This window comes from Actinomyces oris (assembly GCF_001937665.1).
Taxonomy (GTDB): Bacteria; Actinomycetota; Actinomycetes; order Actinomycetales; family Actinomycetaceae; genus Actinomyces; species Actinomyces stomatis.
Window position 1 is genome coordinate 37,626 of record NZ_MSKL01000030.1, and the last position, 22,985, is coordinate 60,610.

Genomic DNA, 22,985 nt, shown 5'->3' on the forward strand with positions numbered 1-22,985 from the left:
GGTAGATCGTTCTGAGCATCCTCCACACTCTGAAACGCCTTCTGACATGCGCAGAATCGAAGCCGTCAGCGTCGGCTCCACAGCGTTGGCGCAGCGGATCGGGTGGCGCGTCGAGCTCATCGTGGGCGTGAGCAGGGACAGCGCGGAGACACGGCACGGATTGTGCGATTCGGATCTGGGTAGTCGGCTTCCTTTCACGAATCCCCAAGATGGGCGAGTATTCATCCGTGAGCATGCAGTCCCCCTCCGGCCAGGCCCCTCAGCCGCCTTGGTCGGCACCCCCGCCTCCGCCGCCTTCGCAGTCCTTCTCGAGCCACTCACCCGCAGCGGCCGGCACAGGCTCGGGTGGATCCAGCAGGTCGCGCAGCGGAGCACCGTTCTCCATCCCCGGCGTGCGGATCACCTCGGTGCTGGGACGCGGCGGCTTCGCCACGGTCTACGCCGGCGTGCAGGACTCCCTGGAGCGTCCGGTCGCCGTCAAGGTGGACTCCCGTCCCTTGGATGATCCTCGCAATGAGCGGCGGTTCATGCGCGAGGTGCAGGCGGCCTCGAGGATCTCGGGGCATCCTCATGTGGTCTCACTGGTCGACACGGGCAAGCTGCCCGATCTTCGCCCCTACCTGGTCATGGAGCTGTGCGCGGGCGGCAGCCTCTACGACCTCGTCTCACGCGGCCCGACCCCCGCCTCCGACGCCGTGGCCCTGGTGGAGGCAGCGGCCTCGGCTCTGGGGGCGGCCCACGCGGCCGGTGTCATGCACCGGGACATCAAGCCCGCCAACATCCTTCTGGACTCCTACGGCTCTCCACGCCTGTCGGACTTCGGCATCGCCGCGGTCCAGCGCGAAGGTCAGGATCCCACCGTGACTCTGGAGTGCCTCACCCCCGACTTCGCCGCGCCGGAGGCCTTCATGCTGGCCAGCCCCGGCCCCGAGGGGGATGTGTGGTCCATGGGCGCGGTACTCTTCGCCCTGCTGACGGGGCGAGGCCCCCGGCGTGGTCCCGACGGCGTGCAACGCAGCCTGCCGGAGATCGTCCGCTCCCTCGACGACCCCCTGGACATCAGCGACCCGAATGTCCCCGAGATCCTGCTTCCGGTCCTCAGCAAGGCGATGGCGCCGGACCCCAAGGACCGCTACCGCAACGGCACCGAGCTCACCGGGGCCCTGGGACAGATCCGTGAGCATCTCGGGGTAGGAAACCTGGCCGTCGGCGGGCCGGTGACCTCATTGCGGCTGGTTGAGGCCGGACTGGCGCCGCCTCCGCCCGACCAACGGGAAGGATCGCCCGACTCCCACGCTCTGTCCGGTGCGTCGCAGTGGTCATCATCCGACTCCGTCTTCCCTGTCCGTGCAGCCGGCCCCTCAGGCTCCGCCGCCTCAGCCCCCTCAGTCGTCTCAGGCGGGTTGGAGAGCTCCGGGAAGGTATTTACGAACGCTCCCGCCTCAGTTCAGGCGGGTCAGTCGATGAGACTGTCCAGATCGGAGCGCCGCCAGATCGGTCTGCGCTCTGGAGCGATCGGCGCAGTTGTCGGCCTGGTCGTCGGTCTGAGCGCAGGATGGGTGGCGGGCGCCCACCTGGCTCCCGCGGTCAGTGCCACCAGATCGTCGTCGGCCGCGACGGCACCGGGTTCCGCTTCCCAGTCCTCATCGTCGAGTCAGGACGCCGCCTCGACCCCGCCGCACCCGGTGGGTACCTGCCTGGCGGGCACTACCTCGATCTCAGGGCAGACCACGGCCAGGAAGGTCGACTGCAACGAGCCCCACTCCTGGGAGGTCTACCAGGTGGGGACCCTGGCGGAGAGCACCTCGGGTTCCAGTGACGACGACCTGGCGGCCGATCCCAACGTGCAGGCCACCTGTACCTCAGAGGCGGCCCAGCAGTACGGGGCGAGCGATCCGAGTACATCGGTGCTGGGTCCGGGAGAGGCCGGCTGGAACGCCGGAAAGCGGGGCTTCTCCTGCATCGCCTCCGACAAGGGCGGGCAGCGGACGAGCTCCTACGCCGGCTAGGAGCCAATGCCCCCTGGCCGGCAGCGGACGGCTCGCACCTGTGACATCACTGCGGGGGACGGCGCAGGCCGCGTCCGAACCAGCGCATCGCCCGGGGCGCCTTGATCTCGGAGGACTTCACCGCGCCGGGGACGTCGTCGGCGTCGATGATCCCCAGGAGCACGTCCTCCACGACCTGGTCCATGGAGGCCAGGAGGAGCCCCGCCGAGGCCTCCTCGCCGGGCTGGCCGTTGGTGAAGTGACGGGCGGTGATCGTCCCGGACAGGCCGGATTCAATACCGACGTCGGTGGCCAGGTCGGCGGTCATGAGGACCGCGCCGGCTCGTGACAGGCGAGAGAGCTGCGCGGCCAGCTCGGCGGCCTCAGCTGGTTCGGAGTCGGAGCCGCCGAGCAGCTCGGCCACGTCCCAGTCGGAGTGGGCCGAGACGAACTGCTTGACCGCGAAGGCTCCGTTGGAGGAGGGCACCACGGTGCAGTCGAGGTCCAGGAGGGAGCACATTCCCGCCAAGCCATCAGCCCGGTTCAGCGGTGTCATGACGACAGCGACCTTGACCGCCCGGGGAGCCTGGTCGTCGGACTGTCCGGGCACGGAGGAGCTCAGGGAGTCGGTCGCGGCGGCGATCTGCGCTTCCTGAGCGTCGGTGAGTCGGGAAGGCTCGTCGATGTCCTCCGCTCGCGCCTGTTCCCCGCTCAGAGGATGGTAGGTGTTGTGGGGGACGTCGTCGGGACTCACGTGCGCGGGTCCGCTCTCCCCCTCGGCGCCGACCGGAACGGAGCCGTCCTCCGCAGGGGTCTCCTGGCCCAGCTCACGTCGGGTGTCCTGCGGAGCCTCCATGCCTTCGACCGAGAGGTCGTCGGGGATCTCCACGTCGCCCATGAGGGCGGCGAACTCGGCGTCCAGATCGCGCTCGTGATCCTGGCGGTCGTCGCGGCTCTCGTCGGGCTGGGGGGTCTGATCCATCACAGGCTTCCCTTCGTGGATGGGATGGTCTCGACGCGGGGGTCGTCCTCCACGGCAGCGCGCAGGGCACGGGCCAGGGCCTTGAACTCGGCCTCGGCGATGTGGTGGGGATCGCGCCCGGCCAGGACACGCACATGCAGGCAGATGCCGGCGTGGTAGGCGATGGCCTCCAGCACGTGACGCACCATGGAACCGGTGAAGTGACCGCCGATGAGGTGGTGGATGAAGGCCTCGGACTCACCCTCGTGCACCAGGTAGGGACGTCCGGAGATATCAACGACGGCATGAGCCAGGGCCTCGTCCAGCGGAACGCTGGCCTCACCGAAGCGGCGGATACCGCGCTTGTCCCCCAGGGCCACGCGCAGGGCCTCACCGATGCAGATGGCGGTGTCCTCAACGGTGTGGTGCACGTCGATCTCGGTGTCACCGGTTGCGCGCACTGTCAGATCGATGAGCGAGTGGCGCCCCAGCGCAGTGAGCATGTGGTCGTAGAAGGGGACGGTGGTGGAGATGTCGGTCTTGCCCGTGCCATCGAGATTGATCTCGACGACGACGCTTGACTCGCTCGTGGCTCGTTCAATGCGGGCGGTACGGCTCATGGGTGCTTCCTCAGCATCGTGTGTCGTGCTTTTCAGCGGAGTGGTTCAAGGTATCTCAATCGATAGCAACCCTACCGGTCCTCGCCTCTGATCGCTGCCGGCGTCCCTCTTCATCCACCAATGGCTGCGAGCAGGGCACGGCGGAGGAGCTCCATCTCAGTGGGCGTGCCGATGCTGGCCCGCAGGAAACCATCGGGGCCGACGACGCGGATGAGGACCCCGGCGTCGAGCAGGCGTCTCCAGACGGCATCGCGGTCCGGGAACGGGCCGAACAGGACGAAGTTGGCGTCCGAGTCGTGCGCGGTCAGCCCCTGGCCGCGCAGCCAGGCCACGAAGGCATCGCGCTCATCACGCAGGGAGGCCACCTGAGCCATGAGCTCGTCACGGTGGGACAGGGCGGCCAGGGCCGCGGCCTGGGTGACGGCGGACAGGTGATAGGGCAGACGCACGACGCGCAGGGCGTCAACCAGGGCGCTATCCGCGGCCAGGTACCCCAGGCGCAGACCGGCTGCCCCGAAAGCCTTGGACATGGTGCGGGTGACGGCCAGGTGCGGGTTGACCGGCCCCACCAGCTCCAGGGCGCTGGGCACGCCCGGACGACGGAACTCGGCGTAGGCCTCATCGATGACGACGACGCAGTCACTGGCCCGGGCAGGCGAGCCGATCTCGGCTCCGAGCAGGGGGCCGTGACCGCGGGCCGCCTCAAGGATCCTCCTGATGCCCTCCAGCGGCAGGGCTGTTCCGGTCGGGTTGTTGGGGCTGGCCAGAATGACGACGGCCGGCCGCAGCTCGTTGATCGCGGCCACCGCGGCGTCCACATCGAGAGTGAAGTCCTCCCGGCGCGGTCGCGTGGCGTAGTCGGTCAGTGTGTCACGGGCGTACTCGGGGTACATCGAGTAGGTGGGGGTGAAGGTCAGGCAGATGCGCCCGGGACCGCCGAAGGCCTGGAGCACGTGGAGCATGACCTCATTGGAGCCGTTGGCCGCCCAGATCTGCTCAGGGACCAGGTGCGCACCGGACTCGGCCTTGAGATAGTCCGCGAGCGCGGCCCGCAGCCGAGGAAAGTCCCGCTCCGGGTAGCGGTTGAGGCCCCGGGCGGCCTGAGCCACGGCGGTGGCGATGGACTCGATGACAGCGGCAGAGGGCGGGTAGGGGTTCTCGTTGACGTTCAGCCGCACGGGGACGTCGATCTCCGGGGCCCCGTAGGGGGCCTCACCCTCCAGGTCCGGTCTCAGGGGCAGGTTCGCGCTCACGCCAAGAGTCTACGGCTCGGTCCGCTGCCGCGGACGAGGGTCCCGCAGCAGATGGCGCCGGCGGCAGTGTGGCGACAGTGTCCTGCTGGGGGCGTTGTCAGTGCGGCTCGCTGGTCAGCATGATCTCCTGGAAGTCGAGGCGGTCCAGGGCGTGCTCCAGGGAGTCGGCTGAGTAGAGGCCCTCGTCGCCGGCGTCGAGAAGGGCCTCGCGCTGGGCTCGGATCATGTCCAGGGCGCGTTCTCGCATGGGCGCGAGCTCGTCGTGGCGCCAGGTGGGGTCGGCCCAGGCCTTGGCAATGGCTGCCGGCGAGACGACGATGTCGTTGCCCTCTCTGCGCACGAGGCCGTGCTGTTCAGTGGCGGGGCTGAGGCTCTCGTTGTCCTCGGGGTCGGGGGCGGCCTGTGAGACCTTGTCCAGCTCAGGCATGCTCGTCGTCGCCTGAACGCCTGGGGTGTCGGGGTCTGCGGCACCGGTGGACACGGTGGGGACGGCGTGCTGGGAGGCGCCGTGGGCACCGACGGAGGCGACGTCGCGGGCGGCGTTGACCAGCAGCGAGATGACGGCGGCCTTCTCCTCCTCGTCGGCGGGTCCGGCCATGGCGGGGCTGACGAGGCGGACCAGTGCGGGCAGTGTGAGGCCTTGGATCGTCAGTGATCCGGCGGCCACGAGCATGGCCACCAGGAGGAGGAAGGCGTGGTGAGGCGCTGTGGTCGGCAGGGTCTGGGCGGCTGCCAGGGTGATGGCGCCGCGCATCCCCGCCCAGACGATGACGGCGCCCTCGCGTGTGCCCAGGGGCTCAGCCGCGAAGTAGTCCAGGTCGGCGCCCCGGCGTCTGACCCGGCTGGAGAGGCGGAGCGCGCGCCTGGCGATGCTCTCGTGGTTGGTCTCTCGGCGGAGCCTGCGCTGAACCTGCGCCAGGGGGCTCCGGTCCCAGGGAACCGGGGGCATCTCGGACTCTCCGCGTACGATGGCCGAGCAGCGGTTCTGGAACTGGTGGATGGCATCCTCGTTCTCCTGCCAGTGGATCGCCCATCGCGCGGTCCGGTGGCTGAGGACCTTGAGCATTGGTGCCACCACGAGGGCCCGGATGACGATGGTCAGCGCCCCGGCAACGACAGCGACCGCGATGGCCCGGACAACACCGAGAGCTGAGGCGTCGACCTTCTCCACGATGCCGAAGAACTCCAGCCCCATGACCAGGAAGATGAGTCCTTCCATGGTGAGTTCGACGGTGTGCCAGTTGGTGCGTGAGGCCACGCGGTGGGCCGGCGGCAGCATCCGGGGGCCGCGGTGGCCGGTGATGAGTCCGGCGACGACGGCTGCCACGAGGCCGGAGCCGTGCATGTGATCGGCTGGGATCGCCGCGAGGAAGGGGACGGTGAAGGACACGACCGTGTCCACGGTGGGGTCGGTGATGTGGGAGCGCACCCGCAGGCTCACCTCACCGACGAGCCAGCCCACGCCCAGGGCCACGAGGACCGCCAGGGCGAAGCCGCCCAGGACGCCGCCGATGCTGACACCGCCGGATGTGGCCGCGGAGACGGCTGAGGACAGGACCACCAGGGCGGTGGCGTCGTTGAGCAGCCCCTCACCTTCCAGGACGGTGATGATGCGCTGGGAGACTCCCAGCCGGCGGGCGATGGAGATGGCCACGGCGTCGGTGGGACTGAGGATCGCCCCCATGGCGATCGCCCAGGCCAGGGAGAGTCCTGGAACCACGAGAGCGAGGACCACGCCGATCACTGCCGCGGACAGGGCCACCAGCAGGATGGCCAGCACCGCCACCGGCGCGAGCTCGCGTCGGAAGTTGATCGTCGAGATGCTCACCGCCGTGGAGAACAGCAGCGGAGGAAGGACTCCTTCCAGGACCAACTGGGGGTCGAGCTCAATCGCCGGGATGAAGGGCAGGAAGCCGACCGCCGTACCACCCGCCAGAAGGATCAGCGCCGGGGCGACACCGATGCGGTCACTGAGCTGAGAGGCCGCAGCGATGGCCAAGGTGCCCAGCACGGCGAAGATGAGGAGGTCCATGGGCCAAGGGTATCCAAGGCAGCGCCGCCTTGATCGTCCGCGCTACCGTGGTTCTGTGACGATCACAGGCCCCGAGGACCCTGAAGGCGCTGAGCGCTCCGCGTACCACGATCTGGTCGACTCGCCCGTGCGTGAGCGAGCCGAGGCCGTCCTGCGCGAGCTCGTGGGTCGCAGCGACGCGCACCTGCGCGAGGACCAGTGGCGGGCGATCGAGGCGCTTGTCGTCGCGCGCCGCCGCGCGCTGGTGGTGCAGCGCACCGGCTGGGGGAAGTCGGCGGTGTACTTCGTGGCAACGGCACTGCTGCGGGAGGGCTGGGCAGGCTGGCGTCCGGGCGCACCACCGCCCTCCCCCGGTACGCCCGGTGGCGCCGGGGCGAGCGTCATCATCTCGCCGTTGCTGGCCCTCATGCGCGACCAGGTCGCCGCTGCCGAGCGTGCCGGGATCCGAGCCGTGACCATGAACTCGGCCAACGTCACCCAGTGGGAGCAGATCCAGGCCCAGGTGCGCGCAGGTGAGGTCGATGTCCTGTTGGTGTCCCCGGAGCGTCTTAACAACCCGGTCTTCCGGGATGAGGTACTCCCCCATCTGGCTGCGAGCGCCGCAATGATCGTCATTGACGAGGCCCACTGCATCTCGGACTGGGGCCATGACTTTCGCCCTGACTACCGGCGCATCGGCGCCCTGCTGGCGAGTCTGCCGCCGTGCACCCCTGTCCTGGCGACGACGGCGACTGCGAACTCCCGGGTCAGCGCCGACGTCGCTGAGCAGCTGGGAGCCTCCCTGGAGGAAGGCGGGGCGGGCGGCGAGCAGGTCCTGGTGCTGCGGGGGACCCTGGAGCGCGGCTCTCTCCACCTGGGGGTCAAGGTCCTGCCGGATGCCGCCTCCCGCTTGGCCTGGTTGGCCGCCTACATCGGCCGTACTCCCGGGAGCGGCATCGTCTACTGCCTGACGGTCTCGGCGGCGCTGGAGATCGCCGAGTACCTGCGCACGGCGGGTGTGGAGGTGGCCGCCTACACGGGACAGACCGACGCCGCCGAGCGAGAGCGCCTGGAGGAGGACCTCAAGGCCGACCGGGTCAGGGCGCTGGTGGCCACCTCCGCTCTGGGAATGGGCTTCGACAAGCCGGATCTGGCCTTCGTGGTGCATGTGGGGGCTCCGTCCTCACCGGTGAGCTACTACCAGCAGGTGGGGCGCGCCGGTCGTGGTGTGGAGCGGGCCGAGGTGATCCTGCTGCCCGGCTCGGAGGACCGGGCCATCTGGGAGTGGTTCGGCTCGCAGGGCTTCCCGCCCGAGGATCAGGTTCGCACCGTCCTGGACGCTCTGGAGGAGCGCAGGGCCGCAGCCGGCGGGGCGACGTCGACGGCGGCGCTGGAGACAGTGACCTCGTTGCGGCGCAGCCGGCTGGAGTCCATGCTCAAGGTCCTTGACGTTGACGGCGCCGTGCGTCGGGTTCGCGGTGGTTGGGAGTCCACCGGCCAGCCCTGGTCCTATGACGCCCAGCGTTACGCGAGAGTCCGTGCCGCCCGCCGGGCCGAGCAGGAGGCGATGGTCATCTATGAGGGGCTCGGGGCTGTTCCCGGCCCTGAGCAGGGAGACGTGGCCCCCTGCCGGATGGCCTTTCTGAGGTCGGTGCTCGATGACCCCCTCCTTGAGCCGGGATGGCGCTGCGGAGCCTGCGACCTGTGCGGGGGCCTGGAGCTTCCTGACGCCCCCGACCAGGAGCAGGTCGGTGCCGCTCGTCAGGCGCTCGGGCGCGCAGGGTTCGAGCTGCGGGCACGCCGCCAGTGGCCCACCGGGATGGATCGGCTGGGCCTGGGCCGCCTCAAGGGGCGCATCGGAGCCGATCGTCAGACGGCGACCGGGCTGGCCGTGGGGAGACTGGATGGGTTGGGGACCCCGGCGGTGCTGCGTGAGCTGGTGGCCTCCGCCTCGGACGGCGAGGTCCCGGTGGCCGTGAGGCAGCAGATCCTTGAGGCGGTGGATCGGCTCGGCGAGATCATCCGGGATGAGCAGGACACCGCCGGTACCGACAGGCTGAGCAGGCCGCTCGCCGTCGTCGTCGTGGACTCCCGCACCCGCCCCCGCATGGTCCGCCGGCTGGGGCACGCCGTGGCCACGCGACTGGGCGCCAGGGCGCTGGGCGTCGTGGGTCTGACCGGCCAGGACCCGCCGCAGCACGATGTGGGCTCTGCGTTTCGCCTGGCACAGGTGGCTCGCAGCCTGACGCTCCAGGGGTGGTCCTCCCAGGCCTTGTATGAGCTGCAGGACTGCGTGGTGGTCCTCGTGGACGACTGGAGCGACTCCGGCTGGACGCTCACGCTGGCGGCCTTCCTCCTACGGGAGGCGGGGGCGGCGGCGGTCCACCCCTTCGTCCTGGCACAGAGATAGGGGCCGGTGGGGCCTCCTCTACAGGCATCGCCCACCGACCCCGGCGCGCTAGAAACCAGTGGAGACGGCGGCCAGCGCCGGAGCCACCTGGCCCCCGGGAGTCCCGACCTGATCCTCGAGGTAGTACCACCAGAAGGGAGCGCCCCAGGCGTCGGCGCGCCCCAGCGCCGCTCCGGTGACATGCTCGGCGACGGCGGTGCGGGCCGCCACGGGGTCGGAGGCCGAACCGAACCACCAGGGGCCGGCGTTGAGGTCCTGGCCTCCGTACCCGAGCTCGGTCACAGCGATCCGGGAGGAGGAGAAGGCGTCCTCCAAAGTGTTCAGGACCCGATCAGCGGCTGTTCCCAGCGGATGGAGCTGTGGGTAGACGGACAGCCCCACGACGTCGATCTGCTCCCTGATCGACGCGGGGATCTCCCTGGCGGCATAGCTGAACAGGGAGTACGCCGGGTCCGCCTGCCCGAGCTGGTAGTACAGGGTCAGCACCGTCGTGGCACTGGTGCGCTCACGCACGACCTTGGCCGCTCGCTGGGCCTTGGCTACCGGCCCACCGCCCAGCCAGTCCCCACCGATCTCATTGCCGACCTCCCAGGCATCGACGTTGGGAAGCGCCTTGATGAGGGCGTTGACCCGTGCGTCCCAGGCTGCGTCGGTCAGGGCGACCATGTCGTGGGAGTCGCAGATCTGAACCAGGGCCTGCCCGCCCTGCGCGTGCAGGGTCTCCACCGTGCTGCGCCAGCCGGCCATCTCCTGGGCGTCATTGGGGTCACCGATCACCAGACGGGCCGACACCTTCCGCTTGCCACCTCCGGGTCCACCGGGAGCCAGGGCGGCGGCCACCTCTGCGGCCGTGGGCACTCGGGTGAAGGTCACCCCGATGACGGCGTCCTGTGGTGCCTGGGCGGCCAGCGCCCGGTCCAGGGCGAGCTGGGCCCCTGCGGCTGACTCCAGGGCGGAGTTCGCCAGGCGGCCTCGGTCCGCCCAGGACTGGGTCGTGGCGCAGGCATCCAGAGACTGCTGGGCGGAGGTCCGCAGCGTTACCGCCTCGTCAGCGCCCTTGAGACCATTCGCGGTGGCCCGCTGATAGCGCTCGGCCTGCCGGTCATGGAGGGTTCTGGCCGCCAATTCCAGGAGATCGTGCTCGCCGGAGGCCGGCAGATCCGCCATGAGAGCCGAGTACCCATGACTGGTGGGCCAGGACATGGTCAGTGTGCAGGCACGTCCGGTGGGCACATCGATGCCGATGACACCACCCTCATCCTGGTAGAGGGGGCCAACTGCGATGACCTCCAGGGTCTTGGCATCCAGCAGCGCGTCGTCATAGCCGACCTCGCCCTTGCCATTGGACTGAATGCGTCGCAGCGCCTCGAGACTGAGGGCGTTGCCCTGAGCGTCACTGATGTGAAGCCTCAGATGGGTGGTCGCCCCGTCTCCCCTGGCCGGCGGAGTGACATTCGCGTGCCCGCAGGAGGACACTGAGGCCCCCAGAATCCCGGCGCCCAGGAGCGCCAGTGCCCTTCTGCGATTAGTCTCAAAAGTCATGAAAACATTATTCCAGTCTCTTGAGAGATATTTCGACCGAACGGTCCCATTTCCGTGAATCCGGAACCGCTGAATATCACAGTCTGCGCCGTGGTCATTTCAGCTCCGAGGCCGGCACGAAGGTGTACCCCTCGGCCTTGATACCGGTGACGATCTTCTTCAGCTCGGCCAGCGGGTAGTAGGGGTGGAAGAAGAAGCTGGCGGTGGCGTGAGTGTTGACCAGGTTGAGCTTGGCAGCGTCGATGACCTCCTGAGCCAGACGCGGCGGGTGCTGGTTGATCTCGTTGGGCTCGAAGTTACCCAGGTTCTCGGGAAGGACGTGGGTCCCGTAGGGGTCGTTGACCGCGTAGGGGAAGAACTGACCGTAGTAGTCGTGAGGACCGGCCTGGGTATTGGTCAGGGTGCCGGCGTAGAGGAGCTCGCGCTCGTAGCGCACCGGGTAGTGCTCGCCGATGCCGTAGTAGGCCTCACGGGTGGCCGAGTAGTGCGGGGTCTCGAAGATCTCCGGAGTCGGCAGGCCCACCTCGCCGAAGATCTGGCGTCCCTGGTCCACGCGCTCGGCGGCCCACGCCTGGGAGGTGCCCGGCAGGGTACCTCCGATCTGGACGAAGGACTTGTCCTCGCAGTCGACGGCCGGGGCCTTGGTGTCGTTGGTGGCCGAGCACCACGAGCGGATGAACTCGAAGTCGTCAGCGGAGACGGCGTTGTAGGGGTTGTCCAGGGTCCCGAACTGGTGGGTGGTGCCGTGCTGGACGATCGTTCCGCCCTTCTTCACGGCGTCCTGGAGGACGGCCACCAGCTCCGGGGAGTCCTCAAGAGTGAGCTCCTTGGGCGTCCCGTTGTTCTCGGTGCCCTTGGGGTCGACGTACTTGGGCACCACCGCCATCTGGAAGGGCACGTTCTCACTGTGGAGGTAGTCGACGATGGCCTGCAGCTCCTCGGGGTCGCTGTCCGGGGTCACGTCCTCCAGACGCACAGCGGCCTGGCGGAACTGCTGGGCACCGGGCTGGAGGAAGTCCAGGAGGATGTCGGCAGCAGCGATGTACCGGTCCTGCTCACCCAGGTAGGTCAGGGGGATCTCACCGATGAAGGTCATTCCGGAGGAGCTGACCGCCCAGGGGAAGGAGCTGGTGCCGGACTGGGCGACGGAGGCGCAGACGGTGGCCGCACCATCGGGCTTGGAGCACTCGGCGCGCCCGAGGACCTTGACGTCCTTGTCGCGGGTGATGTGCGGAGCGATGATGCCACCGGAGTTGAGCTCGTTGCGCTTCAGGGAGGCACCGTTGTAGCTGATCTTGGTGACCCTGTCGGTGGAGTCGATGTAGGAGCTGGCGGCGTCCCAGCCGTAGCGCTGGGTGAAGGCGGCGCGGTCTGCGTCGGTCTTGGCCAGCTGCCAGATGTTGAATCCGGACCACATGACCGGGATGTTGCCGGTCAGGGCGTCGTCGATGAAGGCTCGCGGCAGGGGCTCGTCGTAGGTGGAGCCGATGTAGACCACGTTGGTGAAGCGACCGGCCAGGCCGGCGACGTAGTCCTTGACCGGAAGGGTCGTCACGGTCCCGGAGTGGCTGGCCAGGGTGCCCATGCTCAGGGCGTAGTACTCCCCCAGCTTGGCGTAGTCACCGGTGGTGTCGAACAGGACCAGGGTCGATGCGGGTCCCGCCTCCTGGTTGGAGAAGGTCACCGCGCCGGCAGGAACGTCAGGCGCATTCTTTTTCAGGTCGCGGATCTGGACCTGTCCTGCGGCGGGCGCAGGCTTGTTGAGATCCACGCCGGCCTGCTTATCGGCCTTGAGGGGGAGCTCCTTCTTGGCCGCGGCGGCGGGCTCGGGCGGAGCAGGGAGCGGGTTCTTGGCCGGCTCGGCGTCATTGGCCTGGGCCCCACCGGCGGGCTTGGCCGCTGCGGCCTGGGCCGCGACCGGGACCTGCGTGCCGGCGGCGGGTGCGGCCTGGGCGGGGCCCACTGAGGCGATGGAACTGCCCAGGCACACCGCGATGGCGGCCAGTGCGCAGCGGCGGCGTCGTGCAGACAGCAGGGTCGGAAGGCTCATGAACACTCCTTGGATGAGGCGGGAACAGGTTCGAACTCGGGAAGGGGAACACCGCGGCCGAACAGGGCGGCGGTGGCGGCCAGGATGCGCTTACAGGCGTGCCCGTCGCCGTAGGGGTTGGCGGCCTGGGCCATGGCCGTGTAGGCCGCCTCGTCGGTCAGCAGGGTGGAGACCCGCTCGACGATGCGGTCCTCGTCGGTTCCGACCAGCTCGGCGACCCCGAAGGCGACGGCCTCCGGACGCTCGGTGTTGTCCCGCATGACCAGGACGGGCTTGGACAGCGCTGGGGCCTCCTCCTGGACACCCCCGGAGTCGGTGAGGACGACGTCGCAGCGGTCGATGAGCGCGCAGAAGGCTCCGTACTCCAGCGGGTCGCACCAGATGATGTTGGCGTGGCCCTCGATCTGCGGCAGGAGGTCCTCGCGAACCTTGGGATTGCGGTGGACCGGCAGCACGAAGAGCACCTCGGGGTGCTTCTCGGCCAGGCGCGCGACGGCACGACCGATGGCCCGCATCGGCTCGCCCCAGGACTCACGGCGGTGGGCGGTGACGAGCACGACACGCTGGGAGGCGTCCTTCAGTGCTGCTGCCAGATTCTCGTCCGGTGGCGGGACCCGACGGTCGACGGCGACCAGGAGCGCATCGATGACCGTGTTGCCCGTAACACTGACGGCCTGCGGGTCGGTGCTCTCGCGCAGCAGGTTGTCCCGGCTGGTGGTGGTGGGGCACAGGTGCAGGGTGGTCACCTGGCTGATGAGCCGCCGGTTGGCCTCTTCGGGGAAGGGTGAGGAGATGTCTCCGGTGCGCAGACCGGCCTCGACGTGGAGGACCGGGACCTCGTGATAGAAGGCCGCGAGCGCGGCGGCGAAGGCGGAGGTGGTGTCCCCCTGGACGACGACGGCGTCCGGCCGATGGGCCTCGATCGCCCGCCCCACCCCTTGCAGGCAGCGGTTGGTGATCTGGGTGAGGGTCTGTCCCGGTGAGTGGATGTCAAGGTCGTCGTCGGGCACGATGCCGAAGAACTCATGCACCTGGTCGAGCATCTCGCGGTGCTGTCCGGTGACGACGACGATGGGGGCGAAGCGCTGGTCGTCGCGCATGGCGGCCACCAGAGGCGCGAGCTTGATCGCCTCTGGGCGGGTGCCGTAGACGAGCATGACCCTCAGGGGGCTGCCCGTTTGCGTGGAGTCGGTTGTCATGGGGTTCTCCTGGTCGTGTGTCGGGAGTGGGACGAAGTGGGCCTCTGTGGTGGCCGAGTCCGATATCGCCGTGGAGGGGAGGTCCTACTTGTCCTCGATGATCGGGGTGAAGGTGACATCGGAGTCCTCGCAGTAGGCCGCCACGCTTCCGGACCGGTAGGGGGACTGCTTGTCGGCGACGGTTCCGAGCTCCTTCCCGTCCACAGTGATGGTGAAGGCGACCTCTGTCGATTTGGTTGTGTCAATGGTGACGGTGACGTCGTGGCTCTTCCCGGGTGGGTAGACGGGCGTGGAGCCGGACGACAGGAATCTCTGGTACCCCGGGTAGGCGGTGTCCTGCTTGGAGACCTCCCAGCCGTTGGGCTTGAGGGCCAGGGCGTAGAAGTGGTTGTTGTCGGTGTAGTTCCACAGGAGCCAGGCGACCTCCCAGGCATTGGGCTCACCGTCCTCACGCAGCTGTCTGACGGTGGTCATCGTGGTGTGGATGGTCTGGACGTTGCCCGCCTCGATCTCGACCGTGGTGGAGGTGGCCAACCCGGCGTGGGTCGTGTCATGGGAGTTGGCCGACGTCGGCTTGAGGCGCAGCAGGCCATCGGAGCACGAGGCCTCGCCATAGCCATCGAAGATGATCTCCCACTGGGAGCAGTCCGAGGACTCCGTCTCTCGAGCATGGCAGTACACGGTGACTCCTAGGACCAGTGCCAGGACGCAGGCCGTCAGAAGTACGCGACGCAGGATCCTGCCGCGACGAGAGCCGTCGATGGCTCCTGCGTGCTGAGGCGCGTTGGCGGCTGTCATCTCATCTCCTCGTTGGTCAGACTGCTGGCTGGACGGCGGGGTCGGCGCACGATCACGGCGGTGGGGTTCAGCAGGGGGCGGACCGGGACGGCACTGCCCGGGCCTGCGCCCTGGGGAGCCGCAAGGGACTCCACCCTCGCAGGCCCGCTGGGCGGCCGCTGCTTGCTCGGTACCGGTGAGCCCACGGGTGCCGATTCGTTGGGACCGGCAGCCGGCCTGCTGGGCGCGGCCTGCGCTCCTTGAGCAGGCTCCGCCTCCCGAGCGGTCTTGGCCCACCCGGTGCGCCCGGTCAGCTCCCGGGCGACTGCTCGCCACCCGTAGAGGCTGGGAAGGAGCCCGTACAGGACGAACAGATGTGCGTAGCCCACGGCCTTGAGCGGGTTCAGCCCCTCACTGCGCTCGATGCGCCAGTAGATCCAGGCGTATATGAGTGCGGGCCCGAAGGCGATGACGTAGGCCCCGACGAGCCATATCCATGACTGCTCCCATCTGAGGACCGCGGCCACAGCGGCGGTCACCATGGTAATGAGGAAGGACAGGGTCAGCAGGGACCCGGTCAGGAGCAGGTAGGGCGTGAGGATCTGCCAGAGCGTGTCGGCGCGCCCCAGGCCACGCTGCTCGCGGGCGACGGAACGCAGCAGGTGCAGCGCCTGGAGGTTTCCCTGGAACCAGCGGGTACGTTGGCGCATGAGGCGGCGCATGTTCGTCACGCCCTGCTGGTGAACGGAGGCCGCGGGCCAGAACTCGTTGGTCCAGCTGGTGGCGTTGAGCCGGATCCCCAGGTCGAAGTCCTCGGTCAGCGAGCGGGTCCAGGGCCGGGGTCCCAGGGCGTCGAGTGCGCTGAGGCGGACGAACTGGGCGTTACCACCCATGCCGACGCTGTGGACTCGGCGCCGTCCTCGCTGGAAGACCTCGGTGAAGATCACGAACTCCATGTCCTGCATGCGGGCGAGCAGAGAACCGAAACGGTTGTTGATGCGCACCCCCATCTGGACGGCACCGACATCCTGCGGGGCGAAGGCCTTGCGGACCTCCCCGATGGCGTGGGGATCAAGCCTGCCGTCGGCGTCCATGACTCCCACGACGACTCGCGAGGAGGACACCGCGGTGCATCGGGAGCGCACGATCGACAGCGCGTCATTAAGGGCCTCCCCCTTGCCCAGACGGGCGTGGGGAGGACGACGGCGGACCACCTCGACACGTTCGTCGCCGGCCTGGGCGGCCACCTGAGCGGTGTCGTCGTCGGAGCCGTCGTCGATGACCATGATGCGCAGGCCGGGGTCCGGAATCGAGGTGAGCCGCCTGACGCTGGCACCGATGACCTCCGCCTCGTTGAGGCAGGGCATGAGGATGACGATGAGCAGCGGCGCATCCGGATGCGAGGGCCCGCTGTGCCTCGGGGCCCCACGGGAGGCAATGAGCATGAAGAAGGTGTAGGCGAGAGCGACTGCGATCATCCCCAGGGCGCCCCACCAACCGATGCGGTCGAGGATTCCCAGGAGGCTCGAGGAATCGAAGCTCATGGACATGAACGGGGTCTGCGTCCTCATCACGCTCGCAGACTCATCAGGCCGCTGCGCTGCTGGACGTGACGCCCGGCGGTGCGCCCGGGGTGCGGGAGCAGGGCGCGGGCCGCGCCATAGAGGTTGGTCATCAGGAAGAAGGCCAGGATGGCGACGAACACCAGGCCGGCACAGTCGATGAGGAAGCGGGCGACGAGAGCGGGAGGGGAACCTGCCGGAGCGACATACCACACGACGAACAGTCCGGTTCCGGCGGCGAATGGGGAGTAGTGCATGAGGCCATCCATCTGGATCCAAGGGGTAGGGCCGGCGCCGACCGGCACCACCGCATGCGGCAAGCAGATTCAGTCGGCACCGACGCCTCGGTGCGGCGCGCCCGGGGGTGACGGGATGTGGGAACTCAGCCCGTCGGGCACGGCGCACCGTGCGTCGTAACCAAATATAACAATAGAGTAACGCTTTGCAACACTGTGCTATTCGACCATGCAATAAGCGGCCTCTTGGAGGTGGCTCACAAGAGCAGGAGGTGGCGGCATCTCAACGATTGAAGCATCAAGGGCAGCAGGTGGCGCCATCACGCCCACTCCCAAATGCGGCAGTGGATGGTCACGAGTAGGTCACAGAACGATCTCGAAAGGCCTGTTCGGCAGCCTTTTTCACAGTCTCCGGGCGCGTGCCGCCTCACCGTGGGCCGGCAGATCCTCACAGCTCGCCAGGACCTCCAGTGCAGGTGTCATGACCTCCAGAGCGCTCGCGCTGTACTCGATGAGCTGGACCGGTTTGAGGAAGGCCATCACGCTCAGCCCGGCCGCGAAGCGGGCGGTACCTCCGGTGGGCAGGACGTGGTTGGAGCCGGCCAGGTAGTCCCCCAGGGGCACAGGACTGTAGGGGCCGATGAAGATGGCGCCGGCGTTGCGGATCCGACGTGCGACCTCGGGGGCGTCGGACGTGTGGATCTCCAGGTGCTCGGCCGCGTAGGCGTCGGCGACCTCAATGGCCTGCGCAAGGTCACGCACCAGGACGGTTCCCGATTGCGGCCCCTTCAGGGCGGTCGATGCCCGCTCCCGGTGCCGGGTCGCACTGAGCCGGCGCTCGAGCGCCGCGTCGACGGCGTCGGCCAGTTCCGGGGAGTCTGTGATGAGGACGCTACCGGCGTTGGGATCATGCTCCGCCTGGGAGAGCAGGTCGGCGGCCACGTACTCTGAGTTGGCCCCGGCGTCGGCCAGGACGGCGATCTCGGTAGGGCCCGCCTCGGCGTCGATGCCGACCACTCCCATAACGGCTCGCTTGGCGGCCGCCACGTAGACGTTGCCGGGACCGGTGATGACGTCGACGCCCCGGCACAGGATCTCTCCCCCGGCGTCTGCGCGATCGGTGTCGTCCTGGGCGTCAGCGCCGTAAGCAAGCATCGCGATGGCCTGGGCGCCACCGACAGCGTAGACCTCAGTGATCCCGAGCAGCGCGCACGCCGCCAGGATCGTGGGGTGAGGCAGACCTGCGAACTCGGCCTGGGGCGGGCTGGCCAGGGCGATCTGCTCGACGCCGGCGACCTGGGCGGCCACCGCGTTCATCACCACGCTGGAGGGATAGACGGCCAGTCCTCCGGGAACGTAGAGCCCGACGCGCTCGACGGGGATCCAGCGCTGGGTGACGGTGCCTCCGGGGACCACCTCCGTGGTTCGCTCGACGGGCACCTGAGCGGTGTGCCCGGCCCGGTTGTGGGCGATGGACAGCTCGAGGGCCTCGCGCACCGCCGGGTCCAGGTCGTTGAGCGCCTGGGCGATGGCCGCAGCGGGCACACGCAGGTGAACGGGGCGCACGCCGTCGAAGCGCTCGGCGGCATCACGCAGTGCGGCCGCTCCACGGGACCGGACGTCCTCGATCAGTGGAGCCACTGCGGCCTGGGCCGCGGTGACGTCAAGGGTGGCCCTGGGCAGGGCCTGTGCCAGCTGGCGTGCAGAGAGTCGGGTGCTGCGCAGATCAGTGCGGGTGAGCATGCCCGTAAGCCTACCGGTCACGCACAAGGCGGCCCGGGAGAGCACGTTGTCTCCCGGGCCGCCTCACAACATCTGCGGTTGAGTCAGAGGCTCATCGGGCCCCGCGCACGGCGCGGGCGGCGCCTACCAGGCTGGTCAGGCTCGCCTCGGTCTCGGCGTAGGCGCGGGTCTTGAGGCCGCAGTCGGGGTTGACCCAGACCTTCTCGGCCCCCAGGGCGTCGACGGCCCGCTGGAGCAGGTCGGTGCACTCGGCCTGGCTGGGCACGCGCGGGGAGTGGATGTCCCACACGCCCGGGCCGAGCTGACGCTCGAAGCCGTGCTCGGCCACCGCAGGAAGGATGTCCATGCGCGAGCGGGAGGCCTCGATGGAGGTCACGTCGGCGTCGAGGTGGTCGACCGCGTCGATGACGACATCGAACTCCGAGTAGCACAGGTGGGTGTGGATCTGGGTGGCGGGAGCCGCCCCTCCGGTGGCCAGGCGGAAGGAGCCGACGGACCACTCCAGGTAGGCGGGGCGGTCGGCGCGCCGCAGCGGCAGAGTCTCACGGATGGCGGGCTCATCGACCTGGATGACGCCGATGCCGGCGGCCTCAAGGTCCGCCACCTCCGCACGCAGGGCCAGCCCCAGCTGGTCGGCGACCTGAGCGCGCGGGATGTCGTCGCGGACGAAGGACCAGGCCATGATCGTCACCGGGCCGGTGAGCATACCCTTGAGGGGCTTGTCGGTCAGGGACTGGGCGTAGGCCGACCAGGCAACCGTCATGGGCTCGGGGCGGGCGACGTCGCCCCACAGGATGGAGGGGCGGGTGCAGCGCGACCCGTAGGACTGGACCCATCCGTGCTCCGTGGTCACGAAGCCGTCGAGCAGCTCGGCGAAGTACTGGACCATGTCGTTGCGCTCGGCCTCGCCATGGACCAGGACATCCAGGCCCAGGCGTTCCTGAAGGGCGACGACGCTGGCGATCTCTGCGCGCATGGCTGTGTCGTAGGCGGCATCGTCGAGCTCACCCTTGCGCCAAGCGGCGCGGGCCTTACGGATCTCAGCGGTCTGAGGGAAGGATCCGATGGTGGTGGTGGGAAGCTCGGGAAGACCGAGGCGCTCGTCCTGGGCCGCCTTGCGCTCGGCGTAGGGGGCTCGAGTGCGGTCGGCGTCCGTGACGGCGTCGACGGCGGCGCGGACCTCGTCGCGGTGCACGCCCGGGTGGGCGGCGCGCTGCTTGCGCAGGTCGGCGTCCTGGGCGAGCTCTGCGGCGATGGCGTCACGGCCCGTCCCCAGGCCCTTGGCCAGGGTGATCACCTCGCCGACCTTCTGATCGGCGAAGGCGAGCCAGGAGCGGATCTCCGGGTCGATGGCGGTCTCGCGCTCGACATCGTGCGGCACGTGCTGCAAAGAGGTGGAGGTCGCCACCGTGATGGGAGTGCCCTCGGGAAGGCGCTCGCGCAGCTGCTCGAGCGTCTCCATGGCCCGGTTCAGGTCGGTGCGCCAGATGTTGCGTCCTGAGACGACGCCGGCAACGACGGCCTTGCCCTCCAGGGCGGCCAGGTCTCCGGCCTCCGGCAGGGAACCGGCCACGAGGTCGAGACCCACGGCCTCGATCGGGGCCTGCCCGAGCACGGGCAGGGCGTCACCCAGGGAGCCGTAGGTCCCGGCCACCAGGATCTGGGGGCGCTCCACGATGGCGCCCAGCCAGGTGTAGGCGTCACGCACGGCGTCGAGGACGCGCTGACGCTCGACGTTCCAGGAGTCGGAGACCAGGGCGGGCTCGTCGAGCTGGACCCAGGTGGCACCGGCCTCGTGCAGGTCCATGAGGAGATGACCGTAGGCGTGCAGGACGTCGCTGAGCCGGTCCAGGGGGTGGAAGCCCTCGGCGGCCTCATCGGAGGGCTTGGCCATGAGCAGGTAGCTCACCGGCCCCACGACGACGGGGCGCACCTCGATCCCAGCGGTCTGGGCCTCGCGGACCTGGTCGGCGATGGCGGTGTCGACGTAGCCGATGGGTGTGGAGGCGTCGATCTCGGGGACCAGGTAGTGGTAGTTGGAGTCCAGCCACTTGGTCATCTCCATGGCCGGGCGGGAGCCCTCACCGCGAGCCAGCGTGAAGTAGCCCTCGATGTCGAGGGCGCCGTCGGCGTCCAGCAGGTCACGGAAACGGGCGGGTGCGGCCCCCAGGGTGGCCGTCACCTGAAGAACCTGGTCGTAGAGGGTGAAGTCCGCCGGGACCGAGGCGGGCTGAGTCAGCCCCAGGTCCGTCAGGCGCGAGCGAGTCGCCCCGCGCAGCTCGGCAGCGGCGTGCCTGAGCTCATCGACGCTCAGGTTCCCCTTCCAGAAGGACTCCACGGCGCGTTTGAGCTCGCGGTCCCTGCCGATGCGGGGGTATCCCAGAATGGTGGCCCCCGGCAGGGGGGCGGAGGGGACCTGTGACTCGGTCACGGCGATCTCAGCCGGTGAGGCGGGGGCGACCGACTCAGGGGTGGCGCTCATGCGTTCTCCTTGGTGATGGTGGTGTGGGGCTGGACGGGGTGGCGGGAAGAGAGTGCTGCACCGGGAGAGCCGCAGCGCAGGAAGGAGGGGCCTCGGCCGGGCGTGGCCTGGAGGTATCCGCGATCGACGGCGTCACGCACCTCCCGATCGGGCGCGGCTCCGGCCAGGATGCCGCCCAGACGCAGGTGGCTGATGACGTCGAGGGCCGGCCGAGTGCGGTTGAAGGTGTACAGGTGCAGTCCGGGGGCCCCGGCACGCAGCAGGGCGGTGGCCAGGTCGAGCGTCGCACCAATACCGCGTTCCACGAGGGTTGCGCCACTGGCTGATCCCAGTGAGGATCGCAGGCTCTCGGGCACACGCACCCCGGTGAGCGCCTCAAGGCGGGTGAGCCGACGCAGGTCGGTCAGAGGGATCACCCCGGGAAGGATCGGGATGCTCACCCCCGCGTAGGAGGCCGCGTTGGTCAGCGCCACGTAGTCGGCCGCGTCGTAGAACACCTGGGTGATCGCCATGTCCGCTCCGGCGGCCTGCTTGGCGGCCAGGACCTCAATGGCCTCGATATGGTCACTGGTGGCCGGGTAGGCGGCCACGGCGATAGTGACGTGACGCCTGCCGTCACCGAAGAAGTCGGCCTCGACCTCCCGGATGACCCGGACGAGGTCGTCGGCGTGGCGCAGTTCCCCGGCGACGTCGTCGGCCCGGGTACCGGCTGGGGGGTCACCGCGCAGGGCGAGGAAGCGCCGCACTCCCATGCGAAGGAAGCGGGTGACGATGTCGACGGCCTCCTGCTTGCGGTAACCGATACAGGTCAGATGCGCCATGAGGGGAATGGTGCTGCACTCCAGCACGTGAGCGAGCACACTCTCGGACGGATTGGTCTGCTCCTGGACCACGCGCACGCGGGGCACGGCCTCACGCTGACCCGCCGCAGGCTCGGAAGGACTCTCCTCATGCCCCGCACCGCTGATCCCTCCTGCGGGGTCGGTGACGAAGGTGGGCCGGTAGGTCACCGAGACGAAGTCGGGCCCGGTGGCGAGGAGCCGGTCGATGCGGCCCCAGGTGGCGGAGGCGGCCTTACCCGGACGCGGGGGGAAGAGCTCCAGGCTGACGGTGGGCAATGGCCGGACGGCTCCGGTCTCAGCGTTACTCAAGCCGTCGCCGCGGCTCCCGGCCGTGGCTGTGGGCTCGGTGGGCTCATTGTCTCGCACATCGTCTCCATCGATCCTGGCTGAAGCACCCGCGTACCGGGTTGCTGCGGCGTCATGGAACCAGGTCTCTCGGCCGCTCTGGATGGTTGAGCGTATCAAACCACGGCTGTTTCCCACCCTCGCCGGCGTCCCACATAGCGAGAATGACTCCGCTCAGTCGCCGGTCCGGTCCTCGCCCCATGTCACCCAGCAGGCGAGCCGTTCCGGCGGAGCCCAGCTCGAGTCCCTGGTGCCGACCTCTCCGGTGGCGGACGAGACCACTAGGGAGGCCAGGCTCGGCTCTCCTCGAGCGGCGCAGTCGTGACTGACCATGGAGAGTAACGGTCCCATATGACGCGGCAGCACGCTCCGTCCGATCGAATCACTGAGCTCGCCGTAGGTGATGACCTCACGGTGCTGAGCGATTTCTATCAGAACGGAGCGTGCTGCGTTGGTGGCCTGGGCCAGCCTCGGGGTGAGCCGGCGCATCCTCTCCCCCACTGGGAAGTAGTCACCGACGGTGATGGCGAGCGGTTGAGACACAGTGCGATGATCCGGCTTGTCCGAGCTCTTCACAAGCTCGTTCCCGCTGGGCCCTCACCCCGAGGCCCGCATGATCAGCTGGCCATGCGACGACGCACCAGGATGAATCCACCTCCCAGGGCGATGGCGGCCACCGCCAGGACGATGGCGGTCATGCTGGCGCCGGTGAGCGGAAGACGGCCGCCACCGGTAGCTGCTGCAGCAGCAGCGGCCTGGCCCTGACCGGCCTGAGCGTTGCCGCCGGGTTTGGCGATGCTGGAGTTCTTCTGTCCAGCACCCGCCTTGGAGTCGGGGGTGTTGGCCCCCTGTGCGTCCTGGCCGGCGGTGCCGGTGGCACCATCAGCAGCGGTGGAGCCGTTGTTGTTCGGGGAGGCAGCGGCGGAGGGCTGGTTACCGCCGTTGTTACCAGCGTTGTCAGCCT

At 69.0% G+C, this 22,985-nt stretch carries 17 protein-coding genes and 1 riboswitch; of the genes, 2 read left to right on the plus strand and 15 right to left on the minus strand.

What is annotated here, in order from left to right:
* Window positions 1–407 precede the first annotated feature (407 nt).
* Window positions 408–2,009 (plus strand): serine/threonine-protein kinase, encoded by a 1,602-nt coding sequence (locus BKH28_RS11710; protein ID WP_075418983.1) that lies wholly within the window; start codon window positions 408–410, stop codon window positions 2,007–2,009.
* A gap of 46 nt (window positions 2,010–2,055) precedes the next feature.
* Here the strand turns inward: BKH28_RS11710 and BKH28_RS11715 are convergent, their stop codons facing one another.
* From BKH28_RS11715 to BKH28_RS11730, 4 genes are all read right to left on the minus strand, one after another.
* Window positions 2,056–2,970: a hypothetical protein gene (locus BKH28_RS11715; protein WP_178388881.1), complete on the minus strand. Its 915-nt coding sequence runs from the start codon at window positions 2,968–2,970 to the stop codon at window positions 2,056–2,058.
* A complete protein-coding gene (hisB, locus tag BKH28_RS11720) occupies window positions 2,970–3,569 on the minus strand; it encodes an imidazoleglycerol-phosphate dehydratase HisB (protein WP_075418964.1) in 600 nt (199 codons plus the stop codon). The genes BKH28_RS11715 and hisB overlap by 1 nt, the downstream gene beginning before the upstream one ends.
* Window positions 3,570–3,679: 110 nt before the next feature.
* On the minus strand, window positions 3,680–4,822 hold the full coding sequence (locus BKH28_RS11725) for a histidinol-phosphate transaminase (RefSeq protein ID WP_075418965.1): 1,143 nt from the start codon (window positions 4,820–4,822) through the stop codon (window positions 3,680–3,682).
* A 97-nt stretch (window positions 4,823–4,919) separates the two neighbouring features.
* The gene (locus BKH28_RS11730; protein WP_075418966.1) at window positions 4,920–6,854 is read right to left on the minus strand and encodes a cation:proton antiporter; all 1,935 of its coding nucleotides are present in this window, start codon (window positions 6,852–6,854) and stop codon (window positions 4,920–4,922) included.
* Window positions 6,855–6,909: 55 nt separating this feature from the next.
* Between BKH28_RS11730 and BKH28_RS11735 the strand changes: the two genes are divergently transcribed.
* Window positions 6,910–9,243, plus strand: coding sequence for a RecQ family ATP-dependent DNA helicase (locus tag BKH28_RS11735; RefSeq protein ID WP_075418967.1), 2,334 nt, complete (start codon window positions 6,910–6,912; stop codon window positions 9,241–9,243).
* A 48-nt stretch (window positions 9,244–9,291) separates the two neighbouring features.
* Here the strand turns inward: BKH28_RS11735 and BKH28_RS11740 are convergent, their stop codons facing one another.
* From BKH28_RS11740 to BKH28_RS11790, 11 genes are all read right to left on the minus strand, one after another.
* The gene (locus tag BKH28_RS11740; RefSeq protein WP_075418968.1) at window positions 9,292–10,785 is read right to left on the minus strand and encodes a Tat pathway signal sequence; all 1,494 of its coding nucleotides are present in this window, start codon (window positions 10,783–10,785) and stop codon (window positions 9,292–9,294) included.
* 94 nt (window positions 10,786–10,879) lie between these two features.
* A complete protein-coding gene (locus BKH28_RS11745; RefSeq protein ID WP_075418969.1) occupies window positions 10,880–12,835 on the minus strand; it encodes a DUF2334 domain-containing protein in 1,956 nt (651 codons plus the stop codon).
* Window positions 12,832–14,034 (minus strand): non-hydrolyzing UDP-N-acetylglucosamine 2-epimerase, encoded by a 1,203-nt coding sequence (wecB, locus tag BKH28_RS11750; protein ID WP_075418970.1) that lies wholly within the window; start codon window positions 14,032–14,034, stop codon window positions 12,832–12,834. The genes BKH28_RS11745 and wecB overlap by 4 nt, the downstream gene beginning before the upstream one ends.
* 84 nt (window positions 14,035–14,118) lie before the next feature.
* Window positions 14,119–14,832, minus strand: coding sequence for a hypothetical protein (locus BKH28_RS11755; protein WP_075418971.1), 714 nt, complete (start codon window positions 14,830–14,832; stop codon window positions 14,119–14,121).
* Window positions 14,829–16,382 (minus strand): glycosyltransferase family 2 protein, encoded by a 1,554-nt coding sequence (locus BKH28_RS11760; RefSeq protein WP_075418972.1) that lies wholly within the window; start codon window positions 16,380–16,382, stop codon window positions 14,829–14,831. The genes BKH28_RS11755 and BKH28_RS11760 overlap by 4 nt, the downstream gene beginning before the upstream one ends.
* Window positions 16,382–16,630 (minus strand): hypothetical protein, encoded by a 249-nt coding sequence (locus tag BKH28_RS11765; protein ID WP_256695917.1) that lies wholly within the window; start codon window positions 16,628–16,630, stop codon window positions 16,382–16,384. Before BKH28_RS11765 ends, BKH28_RS11760 begins: the two co-directional genes overlap by 1 nt.
* A gap of 381 nt (window positions 16,631–17,011) precedes the next feature.
* Window positions 17,012–18,352 (minus strand): histidinol dehydrogenase, encoded by a 1,341-nt coding sequence (hisD, locus tag BKH28_RS11770; protein ID WP_075418974.1) that lies wholly within the window; start codon window positions 18,350–18,352, stop codon window positions 17,012–17,014.
* A gap of 91 nt (window positions 18,353–18,443) precedes the next feature.
* Window positions 18,444–20,834: a 5-methyltetrahydropteroyltriglutamate--homocysteine S-methyltransferase gene (metE, locus tag BKH28_RS11775; RefSeq protein WP_081380138.1), complete on the minus strand. Its 2,391-nt coding sequence runs from the start codon at window positions 20,832–20,834 to the stop codon at window positions 18,444–18,446.
* On the minus strand, window positions 20,831–22,042 hold the full coding sequence (locus BKH28_RS11780; RefSeq protein ID WP_075418975.1) for a methylenetetrahydrofolate reductase: 1,212 nt from the start codon (window positions 22,040–22,042) through the stop codon (window positions 20,831–20,833). The genes metE and BKH28_RS11780 overlap by 4 nt, the downstream gene beginning before the upstream one ends.
* Before the next feature lie 4 nt (window positions 22,043–22,046).
* Window positions 22,047–22,131, minus strand: a riboswitch (SAM riboswitch).
* 64 nt (window positions 22,132–22,195) lie between these two features.
* Window positions 22,196–22,564, minus strand: coding sequence for a hypothetical protein (locus BKH28_RS11785; RefSeq protein WP_143224141.1), 369 nt, complete (start codon window positions 22,562–22,564; stop codon window positions 22,196–22,198).
* 74 nt (window positions 22,565–22,638) lie between these two features.
* A partial coding sequence (locus BKH28_RS11790) for an LPXTG cell wall anchor domain-containing protein (RefSeq protein WP_143224142.1) occupies window positions 22,639–22,985 on the minus strand: 347 nt, incomplete at its 5' end.